Annotated in this window: 15 protein-coding genes; 9 read left to right on the top strand and 6 right to left on the bottom strand. The window is 66.9% G+C overall.

The window, feature by feature from the left end:
- Position 1 precedes the first annotated feature (1 nt).
- From VFW45_10635 to VFW45_10645, 3 genes are read left to right on the top strand one after another with little or no spacing between them, the layout of a single operon-like run.
- On the top strand, positions 2-736 hold the full coding sequence (locus tag VFW45_10635) for an ABC transporter ATP-binding protein (protein ID HEU5181242.1): 735 nt from the start codon (positions 2-4) through the stop codon (positions 734-736).
- Positions 723-1955, top strand: coding sequence for an ABC transporter permease (locus VFW45_10640; GenBank protein HEU5181243.1), 1233 nt, complete (start codon positions 723-725; stop codon positions 1953-1955). Before VFW45_10635 ends, VFW45_10640 begins: the two co-directional genes overlap by 14 nt.
- Positions 1952-3190 carry an ABC transporter permease gene (locus VFW45_10645; GenBank protein HEU5181244.1) on the top strand — a complete coding sequence of 413 codons (1239 nt, stop codon included), beginning with the start codon at positions 1952-1954 and terminating at the stop codon, positions 3188-3190. The genes VFW45_10640 and VFW45_10645 overlap by 4 nt, the downstream gene beginning before the upstream one ends.
- Positions 3191-3239: 49 nt before the next feature.
- Here the strand turns inward: VFW45_10645 and VFW45_10650 are convergent, their stop codons facing one another.
- Both VFW45_10650 and VFW45_10655 read right to left on the bottom strand, forming a co-directional pair.
- Positions 3240-4784, bottom strand: a complete 1545-nt coding sequence (locus VFW45_10650; GenBank protein ID HEU5181245.1) for a radical SAM protein — start codon at positions 4782-4784, stop codon at positions 3240-3242.
- Positions 4781-7567, bottom strand: coding sequence for an MMPL family transporter (locus VFW45_10655; protein ID HEU5181246.1), 2787 nt, complete (start codon positions 7565-7567; stop codon positions 4781-4783). The genes VFW45_10650 and VFW45_10655 overlap by 4 nt, the downstream gene beginning before the upstream one ends.
- Positions 7568-7766: 199 nt before the next feature.
- Between VFW45_10655 and VFW45_10660 the strand changes: the two genes are divergently transcribed.
- Genes VFW45_10660 through VFW45_10670 form a run of 3 tightly spaced genes read left to right on the top strand, consistent with a single transcriptional unit; the run spans position 7767 to position 10522 of the window.
- Positions 7767-8117 (top strand): hypothetical protein, encoded by a 351-nt coding sequence (locus VFW45_10660; protein ID HEU5181247.1) that lies wholly within the window; start codon positions 7767-7769, stop codon positions 8115-8117.
- Complete coding sequence (locus VFW45_10665) at positions 8110-9510, top strand: amidase (protein HEU5181248.1); 1401 nt, start codon at positions 8110-8112, stop codon at positions 9508-9510. Before VFW45_10660 ends, VFW45_10665 begins: the two co-directional genes overlap by 8 nt.
- A 28-nt stretch (positions 9511-9538) precedes the next feature.
- The gene (locus VFW45_10670; protein HEU5181249.1) at positions 9539-10522 is read left to right on the top strand and encodes a class 1 fructose-bisphosphatase; all 984 of its coding nucleotides are present in this window, start codon (positions 9539-9541) and stop codon (positions 10520-10522) included.
- 7 nt (positions 10523-10529) lie between these two features.
- Here the strand turns inward: VFW45_10670 and corA are convergent, their stop codons facing one another.
- On the bottom strand, positions 10530-11600 hold the full coding sequence (gene corA, locus VFW45_10675; GenBank protein ID HEU5181250.1) for a magnesium/cobalt transporter CorA: 1071 nt from the start codon (positions 11598-11600) through the stop codon (positions 10530-10532).
- Positions 11601-11804: 204 nt separating this feature from the next.
- Positions 11805-12902 (bottom strand): DUF4097 family beta strand repeat-containing protein, encoded by a 1098-nt coding sequence (locus VFW45_10680; GenBank protein ID HEU5181251.1) that lies wholly within the window; start codon positions 12900-12902, stop codon positions 11805-11807.
- Positions 12903-13045: 143 nt separating this feature from the next.
- Here VFW45_10680 and tkt point away from each other — a divergent pair, with 143 nt between their 5' ends.
- Positions 13046-15073 (top strand): transketolase, encoded by a 2028-nt coding sequence (tkt, locus tag VFW45_10685; GenBank protein ID HEU5181252.1) that lies wholly within the window; start codon positions 13046-13048, stop codon positions 15071-15073.
- Here tkt and VFW45_10690 read toward each other — a convergent pair.
- Together VFW45_10690 and VFW45_10695 are read right to left on the bottom strand one after the other, a co-directional pair.
- Positions 15058-16017: a threonine/serine dehydratase gene (locus VFW45_10690; protein HEU5181253.1), complete on the bottom strand. Its 960-nt coding sequence runs from the start codon at positions 16015-16017 to the stop codon at positions 15058-15060. The two genes, tkt and VFW45_10690, sit on opposite strands and share 16 nt — an antisense overlap.
- A gap of 10 nt (positions 16018-16027) precedes the next feature.
- Positions 16028-16348: a hypothetical protein gene (locus tag VFW45_10695; GenBank protein HEU5181254.1), complete on the bottom strand. Its 321-nt coding sequence runs from the start codon at positions 16346-16348 to the stop codon at positions 16028-16030.
- A gap of 174 nt (positions 16349-16522) precedes the next feature.
- Between VFW45_10695 and VFW45_10700 the strand changes: the two genes are divergently transcribed.
- Positions 16523-17095, top strand: a complete 573-nt coding sequence (locus VFW45_10700; GenBank protein HEU5181255.1) for a peptidoglycan-binding domain-containing protein — start codon at positions 16523-16525, stop codon at positions 17093-17095.
- Between the two features lie 6 nt (positions 17096-17101).
- Positions 17102-17438 (top strand): sortase (locus VFW45_10705; protein HEU5181256.1); only part of this gene is annotated, 337 nt, incomplete at its 3' end.

Raw genomic sequence — 17438 nt, forward strand, 5'->3', positions numbered from 1 at the left:
CATGATCACGCCCGCCGTGCCCCCGGGCCGCTCCGGCGCCGCCGCTGAGCCCATCATCCGCCTTTCCGACGTGCACAAGATCTACGGCAGCGGGGAGGACCAGGTGCGCGCCCTGCGCGGCATCTCCCTGACCCTGGAGCAGGGCGACTACGTCGCCATCATGGGTCCCTCCGGCTCCGGCAAGTCGACCCTGATGCACATCCTCGGCTGCCTCGACGTCCCGAGCGAAGGGGAGTACGAGCTGGCCGGGACTCCCGTCTCGCAGATGTCGGCGCGGGCGCTCGCGCGGGTGCGCAACCAGCGCGTCGGCTTCGTCTTCCAGAGCTTCAACCTGCTGCCTCGCTCCAGCCTGGCGCGCAATGTCGAGCTGCCGCTGCTGTACGCGGGCGTCGGGCGCCAGGAAAGAAAGGAGCGCGCGGTCCAGGCCCTGGGCAAGGTGGGCCTGGCGGAGCGCGCCCGGTCGCTTCCCTCGCAGCTTTCGGGCGGGCAGCGCCAGCGCGTGGCCATCGCCCGCGCCCTGGTGAACGACCCCTCGATCGTCCTGGCGGATGAGCCCACGGGCAACCTCGATTCGAAGACCGGACAGGAGATCCTGGAGCTGTTCGGCGAGCTGCACGTCCAGGGGCACACCGTGATCCTGGTGACGCACGATCCCCAGGTCGCCTCACGGGCCGGCAAGATCGTGCGTATCGTGGACGGCAAGGTCGCGAACGGCAACGGCCATGACGCTGCGTGAATCGATCATCGACGGCCTGGCCGACGTTCGGGCCCACAAGCTCAGGACCTTCCTGCAGACACTGGGAGTGATCCTGGGGGTGGCGTCGCTGGTGGCGGTGCAGGGGCTGGTCGACTCGGGCCGGCGGCAGGCCACCAAGTTCTTCGCGGAGTTCGGTGGACTGACCAAGGTGCTGGTGGTGAACCAGCCTACCAAGGAGACCGTGGTCACGGCGAAGCAGCTCGCCAGCGCCGGGCTCACCTGGAGCGACGCCGAGGCGATCCGGCGGGAAGTTCCCTTCGCCACCCTGGTGGATCCGATCGCCACCGACGAGATGATCATCCGCTACGGCGATTACGAGCGGCGCAACGATATCTCCGGCGCCACCCCCGATTACGCCGCGGTCTACAAGTTCTACCCCGCGAGAGGAAGGTTCCTGATCCCGGACGACATGGAGTCGCAGGCGCGGGTCTGCGTGCTGGGGGACACCGCGGCACGGCGCTACTTCGGGAACGAGGATCCGCTGGGGAAGATCCTCACCATCGGTGACGTCGGCTTCAAAGTCGTCGGGGTGATGAAGCGCAAGGAGTTCTACTTTGGCGACGACGATCACAACGCCCTGGAGTGGATGAACCGCGAGACCTACATCCCGCTGACGGCGCTGTACGCCCGCTTCACCGGCGACGAGCGCAAGCGCGTCGGGTACATCAACGTCATCGTCGACAAGGTGGACAACAACCCGAAGGCGGCGGCGGCGATCGAGGCGGTGCTCCGGCGCCGGCACGGGGGGATCAAGGATTTCGATGTGATCAACCGGGCCGAGCGGCTCAAACAGCGGGCCCAGCAGAACCAGGTCTTCGACATCGTCTTCCTGGTGTCGGGAATCGTGTCGCTGCTGGTGGGCGGCATCGTCATCATGAACATCATGCTGGCCTCGTTCCGCGAGCGCATCCGCGAGGTGGGGGTGCGCAAGGCGCTGGGCGCGCGCGGGCTGGACATCGCCCTGCAGTTCCTGGTGGAGTCGGTGCTGGTCACCACCCTGGGCGGGGGGATGGGGCTCGCCCTGGGGGTAGTCTTCGCCCAGATCATCTCCAACCTGATCGGCCAGCCTGCGGTCATCACGATGCAGATGGCCCTCATCGGCGTGATCTCCTCGGTGACGGTGGGCCTGGTCTTCGGGCTCTACCCGGCGGTCAAGGCTTCCCGGCTCAACCCGGTCGAAGCGCTGAGGTACGAATGAACCTGTGGGAGACGATCCGCTCGGTGCTGGGGGAGATCCGGCACCACAAGATGCGCTCGGTCCTGACGTTGCTCGGGATCATCCTGGGGACGCTGTCGATTACCGTCATGACCTGCCTGCTGCAGGGAGTGGTGACGACGGTCTGGGCCGGGTTCGCCGATCTCGGCTACGACGGGGTGGTGCTGGTGTCGAACCGCCAGCCGCGCGATTTGACCGAGGCGGCGGTGTTCGCCCGCTCCGAGGGATTGCAGCCCGAGGACTCGCAGATCCTGCTCGGCCGCGCCCGCGCGGTCGACTCCGTCGCCCCCATGGATTTCTACGAGGACATCGTCCGCCGCGGGGACGTCGAGCGGAAGATCCGGATCACGGGCGCCACGCCGTCGTACGCCTACGTGCGTCATCGGGTCATGGAAGCAGGACGATTCTTCAACGAGTCCGACCAGCAGGCCTTCGGGCGGGTGGTCGTCCTCGGCCACCGGCTGAAGAAGCGGTTGTTTGGGACCGAGAACGCCGTGGGCCAGAGCGTGAGCCTCGGATCAAGGCGCTTCATGGTGATCGGCGTGGGCAAGAAGCTGGGGAACAACTTCGTCAACGACAACGATTTCGTCGAGGAGATGGAGGGGCTCTACATGCCCCTGAGCACCCTGCGCAAGTTCTACTCGGGCGAGGCGGGACCGCTGGCGCTGGTCGCCGTGAAGACGCGCGACGAGAAGCGGCTCGGGGACCTGAAATCCGAGGTCGAGGCGTCGCTGGCGATCGCCCACCGCGGTGCTAGGGACTTCCGGGTCATGAACATCGCCGAGGAGATGCTGCGGGCCCGCAAGCAGGTGGACGAGGAGCTGCGCAGCTGGAAGATCGTCCTCGGCTCGATCGCCGGCATCTCGCTGGTGGTCGGCGGCATCGGGCTGATGTCGGTGCTGCTGATCTCGATCGGCGAGCGCCTCTACGAGATCGGCCTGCGCAAGGCGATCGGCGCGACCGACTTCGAAGTCTTCCTGCAGTTCCTGATGGAATCGGTCATCCTGTCGATGCTGGGGGGTGTGCTGGGGGTCGCCGGCGGCGTCGGCATCACCCTCTGGGCGGGGGCCTTCTTCCCCATGGGCCTGCCGATTCAGATGGACGGGCTGGCGATTGCGCTGGGAACCGCCCTGGCCCTGGGGATCCTCTACGGCATCTATCCCGCCCTGATTGCTTCCCGCCTGCAGCCGGTCGAGGCGCTGCGCTCCGCCGCCTGATCTTTCTGAACTTCACGCCGCAAGATCCGCCGGGACGCGCGCTGCCCTTTCAGGAGACCTCGAGAGGCAGGGACTTGGGATCCCGGCCATAGACCGGATCCTTGCCGGGAGTAAGAATCTCGGAGTGAGAGGGAGAGAGCAGGCCGTCGGGCAGGCCGACCGGAAGATCGGGCTCGAAGCGATGCCGCGACAGGAACATCTCGCCGGCGTAGCCGGTGAAGATGAACTTGATGTTGTTCCAGAGCATCCAGAAGGTCTGTTGGGGACAGGCTTTCCAGATGCCGTTCTGCGCCACGTAGCGCGGGTCCCAATAGAGACGGATCCCCGCCCCCGTCATGATGCGGGCGAGGTCCTTTTGAGAGAGGTGCTTCGTGCGGACGTTGGGGATGAAGCCGTTGTAGCGGTCCAGATCGTCGGCGTTGGTGACCAGGTTCTGCTCGAGGAGCTGGCGGCGCAGCTCGGTCTTCGGATACGGAGTCAGACACTGCACGATGCCGTGGTCGACGCCGATTTCCTTCACGTATCGGTAGGTGGCGCGGATATCTTCCTCGCGGTCGTCGGGATTGCCGACGATGAAGCCGCCGATCACGATGATGCCCGCCTGGCGCAGGGCGCGCACGACCTTGCCGGTGAGCGACGCCTGCTTGGTCTTGCCGAGCACTCTCAGATTTCGCTCGCTGCCGCTCTCGATCCCCAGGAAGACCATCTTGACCCCGCCGCGCGCCATGGCTTCGGCAATCTCGAGATCGGCGGCGATGGGAAAGACGCTCGCCTGCATGACGATGAACAGGTCATTGACCTTCTCCTGCTCGAAGCGCAGGCAGAGATCCTTCAGGCGCGGCCCGTCGAGCGTCACGTTGTCATCCACGAAGAGGACGCCGCGCGCCCCGCGCGCCTTGACGTCACGCAGGTCGGCGACCACCTGCTCGTCCGGGTAGAGGCGGAAGGTCTTGCCGTACATGCGGCGGATGCTGCAGAAGCCGCAGGGCATGGTGCAGCCGCGGCTGCTCTCGGCCACGTCGAAAGGACGGCCCATCCACAGGAAGCGCTCCGAGACACGGCCGCTCCGATCGGGCGGGCGCACCTGCTCGAGATCCAGGAGAGGGGCGGGCAGGTTGTGCCGGAGCTCGTCGCCGCGGCGGTACGACAGCCCCGCGATGTCGCCGGGATCGCCGTGCGAATCGAGGGCGCGGACGAGATCGTTGAAGACGCCTTCTCCCTCCCCCCGCACCACGTAATCGAACAGATGCCGGTCGTATCCCTCGCCGATCTCCTTCCACATGATCGTGGCATGGTAGCCGCCCAGCACCGTGATCACCTCGGGCTTCATGGCGCGACACAGCGCCGCCGTCTTGCGGGCCGAGCCGATCTGGAACGACATGGCGGAGATTCCGACCAGATCGGGCGAGAACCGGCGCATCTGGTCCTGCAGCGCCTGCGCGGCACGCTTGCGGTGCTTCACCAGGTCGAGGATGCGCACCTCGTGCCGCCCGTCCAGGTTCCCCGCCAGGCAGCAGAGTGCCAGGTTCGGCAGCTCCATGATGTGATCGAAGCAGGAGGCGGAGTCGGGCATGGCGACCAGGAGGATCTTCATCGGCAGGCTCCCTTTTCCCGCACCACGGCGAGAGTTTGCAGCAGTTCCTGGAGCGAGGCGTCGTTCACCGGTCCGGTTGCGGTCACGCAGACTTTCCCGGCCGGATCCAGCAGCGTGGCGCTGACCTTGTCCGCCGGCAGGGAGTACTCGCGCGCCAGCTCGCCCTCCCAATCGATGAGCAGCGAGATCTCCTTCGGCACGTTCTGCTGCAGGCGCGCGCTCACCTCGGCCGGCGTCTTCTTCCCCTTCACCGAGCGGGCGTCGACCCCGCGCAGGACGGCCAGCGTCTCGCCGGCCTTGTCACGCGTCTTCACCTCCCACGACTTCATCTTGCGCAAATCCGGCGGCCGCCCGTAGATGACCAGAAGCGGCGCGCCGCGGTGGCGCGCCGGATCGTCGGGACGGCCGTACTGGTCCTGGAGGTTCCAGCTTCCGGCCAGGACGGGTCCTGAGAGCCTCGTCCCCACCGCCACGACCACAACGAGGCCCAAGGCGGCCCGCGTCCCGCGCGCCGGCTCCGTTCCCGGCGCGCGCCGGGCGGGTCGGTAGAGCAGCAGCGCCAGGGGAAGGAGCACCGCCTCGCAAGCCAATCCGAACAACAGCGTCGCTCCCGTGAGAAAGGCGAAATGGACCGAAGGGAGAAAAGAGCTGAAAGTGCCGACCAGAAAGCCTCCCGCCACCACCAGCGTCGAGTAGACCACGGCCCGGCCGCTCGCGTCCACCATTGCCGCCAGGGCCCGCATGCTGTCGCCGTGCCGATCCACCTCCTCGCGGAAATGTCCCAGCAGATGGATGGTGCTGTCCACGGTCATGCCGATGGCGATCCCGGCAATCATCGCGGTCGGCACCGACAGCGGGATGCCGGCCCATCCCATCAGCCCGTAGGCCATCACGATCGGAGCGCTCGCCGGGAGGATGCTCAGCAGCCCCAGGCGCCAGGATCGGAACTGCAGGACCATGGCGGCGAAGATCACCAGCATCGCCGGGATGAGCCCCTGGACCTCGTTGGCCACCAGCGAAGTCGACAGGTCCGACAGCACCACGAAATTGCCGGTCAGAGTGACCTTGGGAAGGCCGGCGGCGCGCGCGGCTTCGCGGATGCGGCCGAAGAGATGCTGCGAGGCGCCGGTGTCGAGCGCCGTGACGCGTGCCGCCAGGCGCAGCTGTGAGCCGTCGGCCGAGACGAAGCGGGCGAGATCGGCGGGTGCCTGCTCGGCGAGAAGATCATGGATCTCCTCCAGGTCGGCGGCCGCCTCGGCGTCGGCCGGGAGCGTGGCGAACCGGTCCTGCCCCTGGTGCAGCGCCCGGTTCACCCGCGCCGCCAGATCGGGATAGCCGGTCACCTGGCGGATTCCGGGCAGATCGCGCAGCGCTGCCTCGAAGCGCGCCAGGCGGGCCATCCCTTCGGGATCGGCCGGGGAGATGCCGCGCGCCACGATTTCCAGCGAATTCACCCCGGTCAGGTGCTTGTCGATGAAGCGGGTGGCGCGCGCCAGCGGCGCATCGGGCCTCAACGCCCCGATGAAATCGGTCTCCACGCGCAGGCGCGCGATGCCGGATAGCGAGACTCCCAGGACCAGGAAGGCCGCGGCACCCGAGAGATAGGGATGGGCCGCCACGGCGCACACGCTTCGCTTGAGCCACGATTCGACCCTGCCGGTCTCGAAAGAGCGGTGCACGTGCGGAGGAAAATCGGGGAGCAGCGCCAGGAGGAGCGGCGCCAGGACCATGGTGAGGAGATAGGAGATCATGACGCCGAGGCCGGTGAAGATCCCGAAGTCGTGGATCGCGGGGACCGGAAGAAATAGGAGCGAGCCGAAGCCCACCGCCGTCGTGAAGGCGGCGTTGAAGCAGGGGATCCGGCAGAGGCGGTAAGCCTCCTCGAGAGCGTCGGGCTTCTTCAAGCCGGAAGCGCGGGCCAGGAGATAGTGGTTCAGCAGATGGATCGCCTCCTGGACCGCGCAGACCAGGATGACCGGAGTCATCAGCGAAGTCACCGGATTGAGGCTCTTGCCGGCGGCGGCATACAGCCCGAGCGTCCAGACGAGCGAGCCGCAGACCACCGCCAGCGGCACCGCGGCCCCCGCCGGATGGCGGTACAGCGCCAGGGTCACCACGGCGAACAGCGCCAGGATCAGCGGCGCGAAGATCCGCTGGTCACGCTTGATGTAGGCGGCGACGTCGGATTTTTCGACCGGGATTCCGGCCACCTCGATTTCGAGATCGCCGCCGGCGCGCCGCGCCAGGGTGCGCACCTGATGCACCAGCCGCTCGCGGTACCCTGAATTCCCTTCGATGCGCTGCACCTCGAGCAGCAAAGCGGCGGTTTGCGCGTCGCGTGAGACGAGCAGGCCGCCGAACAGCGGGTGAGTCGCCAGGTACCGGCCCATCGCCTCCGGGGTCATTTCACCCGATTTCACCTTCTGGTAGGGGACCAGCGGGAACGGTCCCAGCTCGTCGCCATCGAGATCCTTGATGTTGGTGGGAGAGAGGACGCGCGTGACTCCCGGCAGCCGGGCCATCCGTTCCGCCAGCCCTTCGAGTTTCTGAAGACCGGGCGCCGTGAACAGGCGCGGCGAATGGGCGGCGACGACGATTACCTCGTCGGCCCCGAAGGTGGCGTTGAAGCGGCGCAGGTCGCGAAGGTCCCTTCCCGAGGCGGGAAGGACCGATTCGGCGCCGGGATCCACGACGAGGTGGGCCGCGAACCAGCCCAGAGAGGCGGTCAGCAGCACGAAGCAGATAAGAGTGGAAAGGCGGTGCGAGAGGAGGAAAGGGATCAAGACCACGAGCTCCGGAGGGACCGCTCAGATGGGTAACCGAAACCATGCTAGCAGATGCCGCGCGGGACGGCAGTGCGGAAAGGCACCATTCCGCGCGCCGGAGTGCTCTTGTCTGGTCTGTACCCAGATTTGGTAGAATCCCGCGACTTTCTAAGCGTCACCTCAGGCCCCTACCCATCCGCTCGACAGGAGTGCGTCGATGAAGAACCGGAGATCGATCTCGCGGCGCGAATTTGGGATTGCGGCGGCCACCGTGGCGAGCCTGTCGCTCGTCCCCCAGTGGCTGCAGGCGGCGCCCCAGGAAAAGCCGGCAGCCGGGAATGCCGAAAAGCCGGCGCCCACGCCCGAAGCCCCCTCGGCGGAAGCGGTGGCCCTCGCAGGGATCGTCAAGCTGCGCTACGGCGACCGTCTGGATGATGCCGCTCTCAAGGAAATCACGCGCGGGTTGGATGGCGGATTGAAGGGGGCGGCTGCCTTGCGCAAGGTGCCGCTGGAGAATTCCGACGAGCCGGCCTTCGTCTTCCGGGCCTTCAGGAGCGACCGTGCTTGATGATACGACGCTGTTTTCCACGGCCCGTGAGCTGGGACAGAAAATCCATGCGCGAAAAATCTCGGCGGTCGAGCTGACGGAGGCCTATCTCCATCGCCTCGAGACGATCGGCAAGAAGCTGGGGGGAGTGGTCACGGTCACCCGGGACCTGGCGCTGTCCCAGGCGCGCCGCGCCGATCAGGAGATCCGCGCCGGCAAGATACGCTCTCCCATCCACGGCGTTCCCTACGGCGCCAAGGACCTGCTGGCGACCAAGGGCATCCCGACGACCTGGGGGGCCGTTCCCTACAAGGACCAGGTCTTCATGCAGGATGCCACGGTGATCCGCCGGCTGGAGAAGGCGGGCGCGGTGCTGCTGGGGAAGCTGGCGATGGTGGAGCTGGCGGGAGGCATGGGCTACCGTTTTGCCGCCGCTTCGATTACCGGCGCCGGGAAGAATCCCTGGGACCCGACGCGGTGGAGCGGCGGCTCGTCGAGCGGCTCCGGCGTCGCCGTGTCCGCCGGCCTGGTGGGATTCGCCATCGGCAGCGAGACCTGGGGATCGATCACCACCCCTTCCTCGATGTGCGGTATCTCGGGGATTCGTCCCACCTACGGACGGGTGAGCCGGCACGGCGCCATGGCGCTGTCGTGGACGATGGACAAGCTGGGGGTGCTGGCGCGCTCGGCGGATGATTGCGGCATGGTCCTCTCGGAGATTGCCGGCCCCGATGCCGACGATCCCACCACGATTCCCAAGCCCTGGAACGATGCGCGTCCGGCAAAGACGGGCGGGTGGAAGCTTGGAGTGATCCGCCAGGCCTGGGAGAAACCGGAGGTCGAGGTCCCGGGAGTCTTCGAGGAGGCGCTGAAGATCCTGGGGAAGCTCGGGACTCTCGAGGATGCGTCCATTCCGGACCTTCCGTTCGGTGCCACCGCCGGCACCATCATCGTGGCGGAAGTGGCGAGCGCCTTCGAGGATCTGATCGAGTCGGGGCGGGTTTCCCAGCTGTCGGATCCGGGATCGCGGCTGGGAGGCTACTCGAGCAGCATGGTCTACGCCCGCGACTACCTGCGCGCGCTGCGGCTCAGGGCCAAGCTGCAGCGCTCGCTCGACGAGCTTCTTTCCCGATACGACGCGCTGGTGGCGCCCACGCTGCCGGGCGTGGCTTCGCCGCTGGAAGCCAATCTGGAGGAGGTCTTCGCGGGGGACGATCCCGTAGGCGGGGCCGGAAACTGCTGCGGCATCCCGGCCGTCTCGGTCCCGATGGGCTTCGGCGCCGGACGCCTGCCCCTGGGGATCCAGTTCGTGGCCCGGGCCGGGGAAGAAGGCCGGATTCTGGCGGTGGCGCGCGCCTTCCAGTCGCGCTCCCGCTGGCACCTGGAAAGGCCTTCTCCCGAAAAATGGAGCTGAGCATGTTATTGCTTCGGGTGGTTGCGCGATGAGCCCGGGCGTCTCCTTCGATAAGTTCCTGGCGGAATCTTCATCGGACCGGGAGCTGATCGTGGTGCTCCTGACGGCGGCGCGCGGCGGCGCGCAGATCTCACGGGAGCTGCGGCGTGCGGGATTGTCCGGGGAGACGGGACTCACGGGCGGCACCAACGTCCAGGGCGAGGCGGTGAAGAAGATGGACGCCATCTCCAACGAGATCCTGGTGGGGGCGTATCGCGACGCGGGAGACGCCGCCATGGCCGCTTCGGAGGAGATGGAAGAGCCGGTGGAGATCTCCCGCTCGGCGTCCTACGCCGTGCTGTTCGACCCGCTCGATGGCTCTTCGAATGTCGACACCGGGGGCAGCGTCGGAAGCATCGTCTCGGTGCAGCGCCGGCCCGCCGCCGGCTGGACCGGCAGGGACTCGCTGCTGCAGCCGGGGACGGCGCAGGCGGCGGCGCTCTACCTGAACTACGGGCCGGCCACGGCACTGGCGGTGACCCTGGGCGCCGGCACGCACCTCTTCCAGCAGGACCCGGCTTCGGGCGATTTCCTGCTCACCGGGCGCGATCATCGGATCCCGGATCGCGGCAAGGTCTACGCCACCAACGAAGGACAGCGCGCTTACCTTCATCCCTCGACAAGCCGGCTCCTCGAGTTCCTGCAGGCTCCGGACAAGGCGGAGGGGACCCCCTACTCCACCCGCTACTCGGGGTGCATGGTCAGCGACGTCCACCGCATCCTCCTGGAGGGGGGAATCTTCTTCTACCCGGCCGACAGGAAGGACCCGAAGAAGCCGCAGGGCAAGCTCCGCCTCCTCTACGAGTGCGCTCCCATGGCGATGATCGTGGAGCAGGCAGGAGGGATGGCGTCGACGGGCAAGGGACGCCTTCTCGAGGCGCGTCCGACGAAGATCCACGAGCGGGTGCCGATCTATATCGGCAGCCGGCACGAGGTGAGCCTGGCCGAAGCCTTCGAGACCGGCCGCCGCTGATCGTCCACTAAAGCCATTTCTTGCGGCGGAAGTAGGCCAGCATCCCGGCGACGATGACGGCCATCACCCCGAGCACCATCGGGTAGCCGAAGCGCCAGTTCAGCTCCGGCATGTTCCAGCGGCTGACATGCGTGTTGAAGTTCATCCCATAGAGGCTGGTGATGAAGGTAAGCGGAATGAAGATCGTGGCGATCACCGTCAGGACCTTCATCACCTCGTTCAGCCGGTTGCTGTTGCTGGAGAGATAGACGTCCAGCATTCCCGCCGCCACTTCCCGGTAGGTCTCCACCAGGTCCAGGATCTGCACGGTGTGGTCGTAGCAGTCGCGCAGGTAGATGTGGGTCTCGGGGCTGACCAGCGGCGAATCGTCCCGGTTGAGCGCGTGGATCAGCTCGCGCTGCGGCCAGGCGGTGCGCCGCAGGTAGAGCAGCTCGCGCCGCACCGAGTAGATCTCGCTCAGCGTCTTGCGGGTGGGATGACCCACCACGTCGCGCTCCAGGATTTCGATTCGATCCCCCAGCTTCTCCAGGATCGGGAAGGCGCTGTCCACCAGCGCGTCGAGCAGCGCGTAGGCCAGATAATCGGCCCCTGAGCGGCGGATCCGTCCCTTCCCCTTGCGAATCCGCTCGCGGATCGGCTCGAAGGGATCCCCCGGTGCCTCCTGCAGCGTGATGACCCACCCCTTGCCGAAGAACAGGCTGATCTGCTCCGCCGCGATCGTATCGGTGAAGCGCAGCTCCTTCATGATGGCGAAGCCGTATTCCTCGTAGTCTTCGAATTTCGGGCGCTGTCCCGTGTTCAGGACGTCCTCCAGGGAGAGAGGATGCAATCCGAAAAGCTCCCCCAGCTGGCGGATCAGATCCAGATCCTGAAGACCGTTGACGTCAATCCAGGTGATGCTCGACTTGTCACGGTAGGGGAGGCACTCGGTGATGGAATCGACCTTGCGCTCCTCGAGCGAGTCGGCGTTGTAATCGAGGATGGTCACGCTGACCTTGGGGACGCGGGCGACGTCGGGAGGGTTCAGTGTCCCGGGCGGGGTGCCGGGACGTTGGTAGCGCTTGCGCGGACGCGGCATGCTCGGCCTCCTGAAGCGACCACCGCGGGGGCGGACGGAATCGATCGCGGAAGCAGAGCACAATCCCAATCGGTTTTCAACGAGTCACCTGCACGGATGACTCCTTCATAAAGCAGAAGACCTCCCGGGCCATGCTCCCGGGAGGTCTTCTATCTGTCTCTCGAATCAGATTGGAGCCGCCGAGGTGGGAGGCGGCTTCTCGGCTCAGCGGATCGGCTCGATGTCGAGGTCGCCGCTGCCGGTGCTCACGTCGATGCGGATCTTCTGATCGCCCCGGCGGTAGCCGATGACGATCTTGCCATCCAGGATCGGCTTGGCGTCCTTGTAATCCACCCGGATGTCACCGCTTCCCTGGTCGGCGCGCGCCTCGAAGGAAGCCGCCGACGAGAGCCGCAACCTCACGTTGCCGCTGCCGGTATCGGCCTTGATGCTCTCCAGGCGAGCCCCATCCGATTCCAGGAGGACATTGCCGCTGCCGGTGTCGGCGTCGAAGCTCTCGATGTCGGCGTCCTCGACCCGGACATTGCCCGATCCGGTATCGGTGGATAGATCCTTCGCCGCGATGCTCTTTAGAAAGATGTCGCCGGAGCCGACGTCGCAGCTGACTTTGTCACCTTTGAACCCGGTCAGGTGACAGTTGCCGCTGCCCGTGTCGCAATCGAAGCTCCCTTCCACGTCAGCGGCCTTCACGTCGCCGGAGCCGGTGTCGGTCGCGATCTTCCCCGAGACCTTGTCCAGGGAGATGTCGCCGCTGGCGGAATCGAACATCAAGGTGCCCTGGACGCCCTCTCCGGTAATCTTCCCGATGAGGTTGCGAAAGGTCCCTTCGACGTCCTTGGCGGGGAGCTGGACCTCCACCTCGGCATACAGCAGCGTCCCCTCGCCGGCGCTGACCTTGACGGTGTGTCCGGCATACTTGACGGTGGAGGTTCCCCCGAAGAAGTGCCCCAGAATGCCTCCTGAATCTCCGTCAGGGCTGTGGGGGAAGCGGACCGTCTCCCGCGTCCCGATGGGGTATTCCACCCGCAGGGTTGGCCGGCCCTTTTCGCCGGTGACCTGGCGGAACTGCATCTTCTCGAGCAGTGCCTCGCTCTCGGCGTGCAGCGTGGCGACGGCGACCACCTTGCTGCCGCTGCCGGCAACGACGCGCATCGTCCCGGCCAGGTTCTCGACGACGAACGCGCCGGTCGTGCCGGGGGAGAGCTCGAGGCGCTCGGTGCGGGTGGCCTCGGCGGCCTGCAGGGGCGCGACCAGGACGAAGCTGAGGATTCCCAGGAAACTGGCGTGCAACAGCCGGCGCATAAGACCTCCTCGTGGGTTTACGTCTCCGATGCCTCAAACGGAGCCGGGAGGGGAAAAGTTCCCCTGACGCGCCTGAAGGTCCACCTGGAGTCGCTGTGTTACCATACCCGCGTTACGACGCCAACTTACGCACGAGGAGCGCCATGCCGCGAGAGAACCTGGACCAGCTCTGCATCAATACCATCCGCACGCTGAGCATGGACGCCGTCGAGAAGGCCAATTCCGGCCATCCCGGCCTGCCGATGGGCGCGGCGGCCATGGCTTACGTCCTCTGGACCCGCTTCCTGAGACACAATCCGGCCGATCCGAAATGGCCGGGACGGGACCGCTTCGTCCTGTCGGCGGGGCACGGCTCGATGCTGCTCTACTCGCTGCTGCACCTGACGGGTTATGACCTGCCCCTGGAGGAGATCCAGCGCTTCCGGCAGTGGGGCAGCCGCACCCCCGGCCATCCGGAATATGGGCACACCCCGGGCGTGGAGACGACCACCGGCCCGCTCGGCCAGGGATTCGGCAACGGCGTCGGCATGGCGCTGGCGCAGCGCTACCTTGCGGCCCGCTACGGACGTCCCGGCTTCCCGGTCGCGGACTACCGGATCTATGCGATCGTCAGCGACGGGGATCTCATGGAGGGGGTCGCCTCGGAGGCCGCCTCGCTGGCAGGACACCTGGAGCTTGGCAACCTCATCTATTTGTACGACCGCAATCACATCTGCCTGGACGGACCCACCAGCGTTACCTTCACCGAGGACGTGGAGAAGCGCTTCCAGGCCTACGGGTGGCACACCCTCGCCATCGACGGCGACGATCTCGAGGGCGTCTCGCGCGCTCTGGAGGCCTCGAAAGCGGAGACCAGCCGCCCCTCGCTCATCCTCGCCACGACGCACATCGGGCATGGGAGCCCCCACAAGCAGGACACGGCGGAGGCGCACGGCGCGCCGCTCGGGGCGGAGGAGGTCCGGCTGACGAAGAAGGCGCTGGGCTGGCCGGAGGACGCTTCCTTCCTGATCCCGCCCGAAGCGCTCGAGCGCTTCCGCGGCGCGCTGGACCGGGGGGCGACCCTGGAGCGGGAGTGGAACGAGCTGTGGCGGCGCTACGAGAAGGAGCATGCACCGCTTGCCGCGGAGCTTCAGCGGATCTGGAAAGGGGAGCTGCCCGCGGGATGGGACCAGTCCCTTCCCGAGTTCGGCGCCGACGCCAAGCCGCTGGCGACGCGCGAAGCGTCGGGCAAGGTCCTGGTGGCGCTGTCGGAGAAGATCCCCGAGCTGGTGGGAGGCTCGGCCGACTTGGGGGGATCCACCCAGACCTATCCGAAGGGGAACGCGGAATTCTCGCCCGAGAACTACGAGGGGAGGACGATCCGCTTCGGCGTGCGCGAGCATGCGATGGGATCGATGATGAACGGCATGGTGCTCTCCGGCCTGATTCCCTTCGGAGGCACCTTCCTGGTCTTCTCCGATTACCTGCGTCCGTCCATCCGACTCGCCGGCTTGATGGAGATCCGCCCCATCTACGTGTTCACGCATGACAGCATCGGATTAGGGGAGGACGGGCCGACCCATCAGCCGGTGGAGACCCTGGCGGCGCTGAGGGCGATTCCTCATCTGCTGGTGATTCGTCCCGCGGACGCGACCGAGACCGTGGAGGGATGGAAGGTGGCGGTGAGCCACCGCGGCGGGCCGGTGGCGCTGGTCCTGTCGCGGCAGAAGCTGCCGGTTTTGCCGCGCGGGTCGTTCCCGCCCGCCGCGCTGCTGCGCCGCGGGGCCTACGTCCTGTCGGAGGCCGCGAATGGGGAGCCGAAGGTCATCCTGATGGCTACTGGATCGGAGGTTTCCACGGTGCTCGCCGCCAAGAAGATTCTGGAAAGCGGCGCCGCGCCGATTCCGACTCGCGTGGTCAGCTTCCCGTCGTGGCAGCTGTTCGAGCAGCAGCCGCGCGAGTACAAGGAGCAGGTTCTGCCCCCCTCGATCAGGATGCGGGTGGCCGTAGAGGCGGCAATCTCCCTGGGATGGGACCGCTACCTCGGAGAAGCCGGGACTTTTGTCGGCATGTCGGGGTTCGGGGCTTCGGCGCCGCTGGAGGAGGTCATGAAGCGCTTCGGCCTCACGCCGGAAAACGTCGCCCGCCGCGCCCGCGAGCTCGTGGAAGGCACCGGTCAGGCCGAAAAATAGCTGGCGAACTGCTCCGCCCCGATGTTTCCGCCGCTCACCACGCAGCAGACGACGGATCCGGCGGGCAGCTCGATCCGCCCCGCGATGAGCGATCCCAGCGCGGCAGCCCCGGCCGGCTCGGCGACGACCTTGCAGCGCTCGAAGAGCAGCCGCATCGCCGCCAGGATCTCCGCATCCTTCACCCGCACCAGATCATCGACGTAGCGTTGCACCAGGTGGAAGTTCAGCTCGCCGGCGAATGGCGCCGCCAAGCCGTCGGCAATGGTGTCGGTGCGCGCGATGCGCGCCGGCTTCCCTTCAATGCGGCTGCGGAACATGGTGTCCGCTCCTTCCGGCTCGATGCCGATGACGCGGATCGCGGGTTTCCCTTCCTTGACCGCCCAGGCGACGCCGGAGATCAGCCCGCCGCCGCCGATCCCTGCCAGCACGACCTCGACGTCGGGCCGATCCTCCAGGATCTCCATGCCGAGCGTCGCCTGTCCCGCCACGATGCGGGGATCGTCGAAGGGGTGCACGAAGCGCAGGCCGCGCTCGCGCTCGAGCTCATGGACCTTCTCGAAGGCGGCCGCCACGTCGCCATGGAGGATCACCTCGGCGCCGTAGCCGCGGGCCGCCTCGGCCTTGGTGCGCGAGGCAGACTCCGGCATCACTACGGTCGCCGGAACTCCCAGCCTCTGCGCCGCGAAAGCCACACCCTGGGCGTGGTTTCCCGCCGAGATGGTGACGACGCCGCGGCGGGTTTCCTCCGGCCGGAGCGCCGCCATGGCGCTGAGCGCGCCGCGCGGCTTGAACGATCCGGTCTTCTGCAGATTCTCCAGCTTGAGATAGACCGAGTGTCCGGTGAGATCGCTCAAGGTTCGCGAGCGGAGGATCGGGGTCCGGTGCAGGTGCTTCGACACCTGCGTGCGCGCCTCTTCCGCCTGCGCGCTCGTGGGCAAAGTCATTGGAGAGACCTCAGAGAAGACGAAGCAGGAGCCAGAGGGCCAGGACCGCGGCCAGGACCGGAAGGATCAGCATCGCGCCCAGTGCTGCCCCCGCCTGGAGGCGCAACCGATGATTCTGGCGGCGCAGCCGCCGTGCCGCGGACGGGTCCTGGGCCTCGGGAAAGATCCGGGTGCCGCAAGCGATGCAGAAACAGGTCGCTTTGACCGGGTTCCCGAGGAATTCGACCTTCTCTACCCGGAAGCGCGTGATGGCGTCGCAGGCGGGGCACCAGGCCTTTCCTTCGGCAGCCGGATCGTAATCCTGCAAAGGGGAAATCGGGGCGGCGTCCATGGGATTCTCCGGCCGGGATGATAGCACAGCCCCTCTTTCCCACCCGCTGCGCCATTGCGGCTCGCTTGTAGCCCCGGAAGGGAGCGTGCTACAGTAAATCCAACGAGGAGCAACAACTTAGAAACGATCCCGGGTGCGTCTCGAGTCGAAATCGCGACGGAAAGGAGCCGTTCCATGAAATGGACGCGTATTGGCGGATGGGTCTCTGTGGCGATGGTATTGATGGTGGCTGTGGGCGGGAGCGCCCTGGCGGCCGGGGACAGCCCGTTCTTCACGAGTGAAGCGAATGTTTCCTGGGCCCAGGGGGTCCTGGTGGGAGACGGCTATCTGGATCAAGGCTCCTTCGAGCGGGGATCTCTCGACCATGCGACCCGCAACGCCCTCAAGCAGTACCAGTCGGATCATGCTCTGAATGTTCACGGCGCTCTGGACGAGGAGACTTTCCAAAGCCTGACAAGCCACGAGACGAGCTATCCGTGGGGTGGTGCGCCGGAGGCGGCTCCGATCGCGGTGGCGGTGCCGGCAGAGAATGAGCCCACCCATGCGGTGGAAGTTGCGGAGGCGCCGGAAGTACCGGAGCCCGCCCCCGCTCCCTCTCCGATGGTCGAACCGCCCCAGGAAAAAGAGGCCCCTGCCGAGGAAGCTGCTCCAGCGATGCCCGCCACGGGAAGCAACCTGCTTCTGCTGGCACTGTCGGGCCTCGCCCTGCTGGGCACGGGGACCCTGCTTCTCAGGCGGTCCGTCTAGAAAGACGTGCAACGTTCCGACGCCCGCGCTCTCGCGGGCGCATTGCTCGTTCTGACGGGCGCCGCCGCGCTGGCGGCGGCGCTCGGCGGCTATCTCGAGGCGCCTCTCTGGCGGGCGGTGCATGCCGAAGAGGTCCTTCCACCCGAGGCCGGTCCTCCCGATCCCGTCTCCCTCAAAGCCGAGGCGGGGGAGCCTGTTGCCAGGCTCCGCATCCCGCGGATCGGGCTTGACGTCGCGGTCATCGAAGGGACGCGCCCCAAAGATCTTCTCAAGGCTCCCGGCCATCTGGTGGGCACGGGCCTCCCGGGAGAGCCGCGCAATTGCATCCTCGCCGGGCACCGCG

The sequence above is a fragment of the Candidatus Polarisedimenticolia bacterium genome (assembly GCA_035764505.1).
In the GTDB taxonomy this organism is placed as follows: domain Bacteria; phylum Acidobacteriota; class Polarisedimenticolia; order Gp22-AA2; family AA152; genus AA152.

Bases quoted from the DNA above. Each gene is read 5' to 3' on its own strand.
- tkt (HEU5181252.1), top strand. From the start codon at position 13,046: ATGCCGCGAGAGAACCTGGACCAGCTCTGCATCAATACCATCCGCACG.
- VFW45_10700 (HEU5181255.1), top strand. From the start codon at position 16,523: ATGAAATGGACGCGTATTGGCGGATGGGTCTCTGTGGCGATGGTATTG.
- VFW45_10650 (HEU5181245.1), bottom strand. From the start codon at position 4,784: ATGAAGATCCTCCTGGTCGCCATGCCCGACTCCGCCTCCTGCTTCGAT.
- corA (HEU5181250.1), bottom strand. From the start codon at position 11,600: ATGCCGCGTCCGCGCAAGCGCTACCAACGTCCCGGCACCCCGCCCGGG.
- VFW45_10670 (HEU5181249.1), top strand. From the start codon at position 9,539: ATGAGCCCGGGCGTCTCCTTCGATAAGTTCCTGGCGGAATCTTCATCG.
- VFW45_10660 (HEU5181247.1), top strand. From the start codon at position 7,767: ATGAAGAACCGGAGATCGATCTCGCGGCGCGAATTTGGGATTGCGGCG.
- VFW45_10690 (HEU5181253.1), bottom strand. From the start codon at position 16,017: ATGACTTTGCCCACGAGCGCGCAGGCGGAAGAGGCGCGCACGCAGGTG.
- VFW45_10635 (HEU5181242.1), top strand. From the start codon at position 2: ATGATCACGCCCGCCGTGCCCCCGGGCCGCTCCGGCGCCGCCGCTGAG.
- VFW45_10695 (HEU5181254.1), bottom strand. From the start codon at position 16,348: ATGGACGCCGCCCCGATTTCCCCTTTGCAGGATTACGATCCGGCTGCC.
- VFW45_10680 (HEU5181251.1), bottom strand. From the start codon at position 12,902: ATGCGCCGGCTGTTGCACGCCAGTTTCCTGGGAATCCTCAGCTTCGTC.
- VFW45_10640 (HEU5181243.1), top strand. From the start codon at position 723: ATGACGCTGCGTGAATCGATCATCGACGGCCTGGCCGACGTTCGGGCC.
- VFW45_10645 (HEU5181244.1), top strand. From the start codon at position 1,952: ATGAACCTGTGGGAGACGATCCGCTCGGTGCTGGGGGAGATCCGGCAC.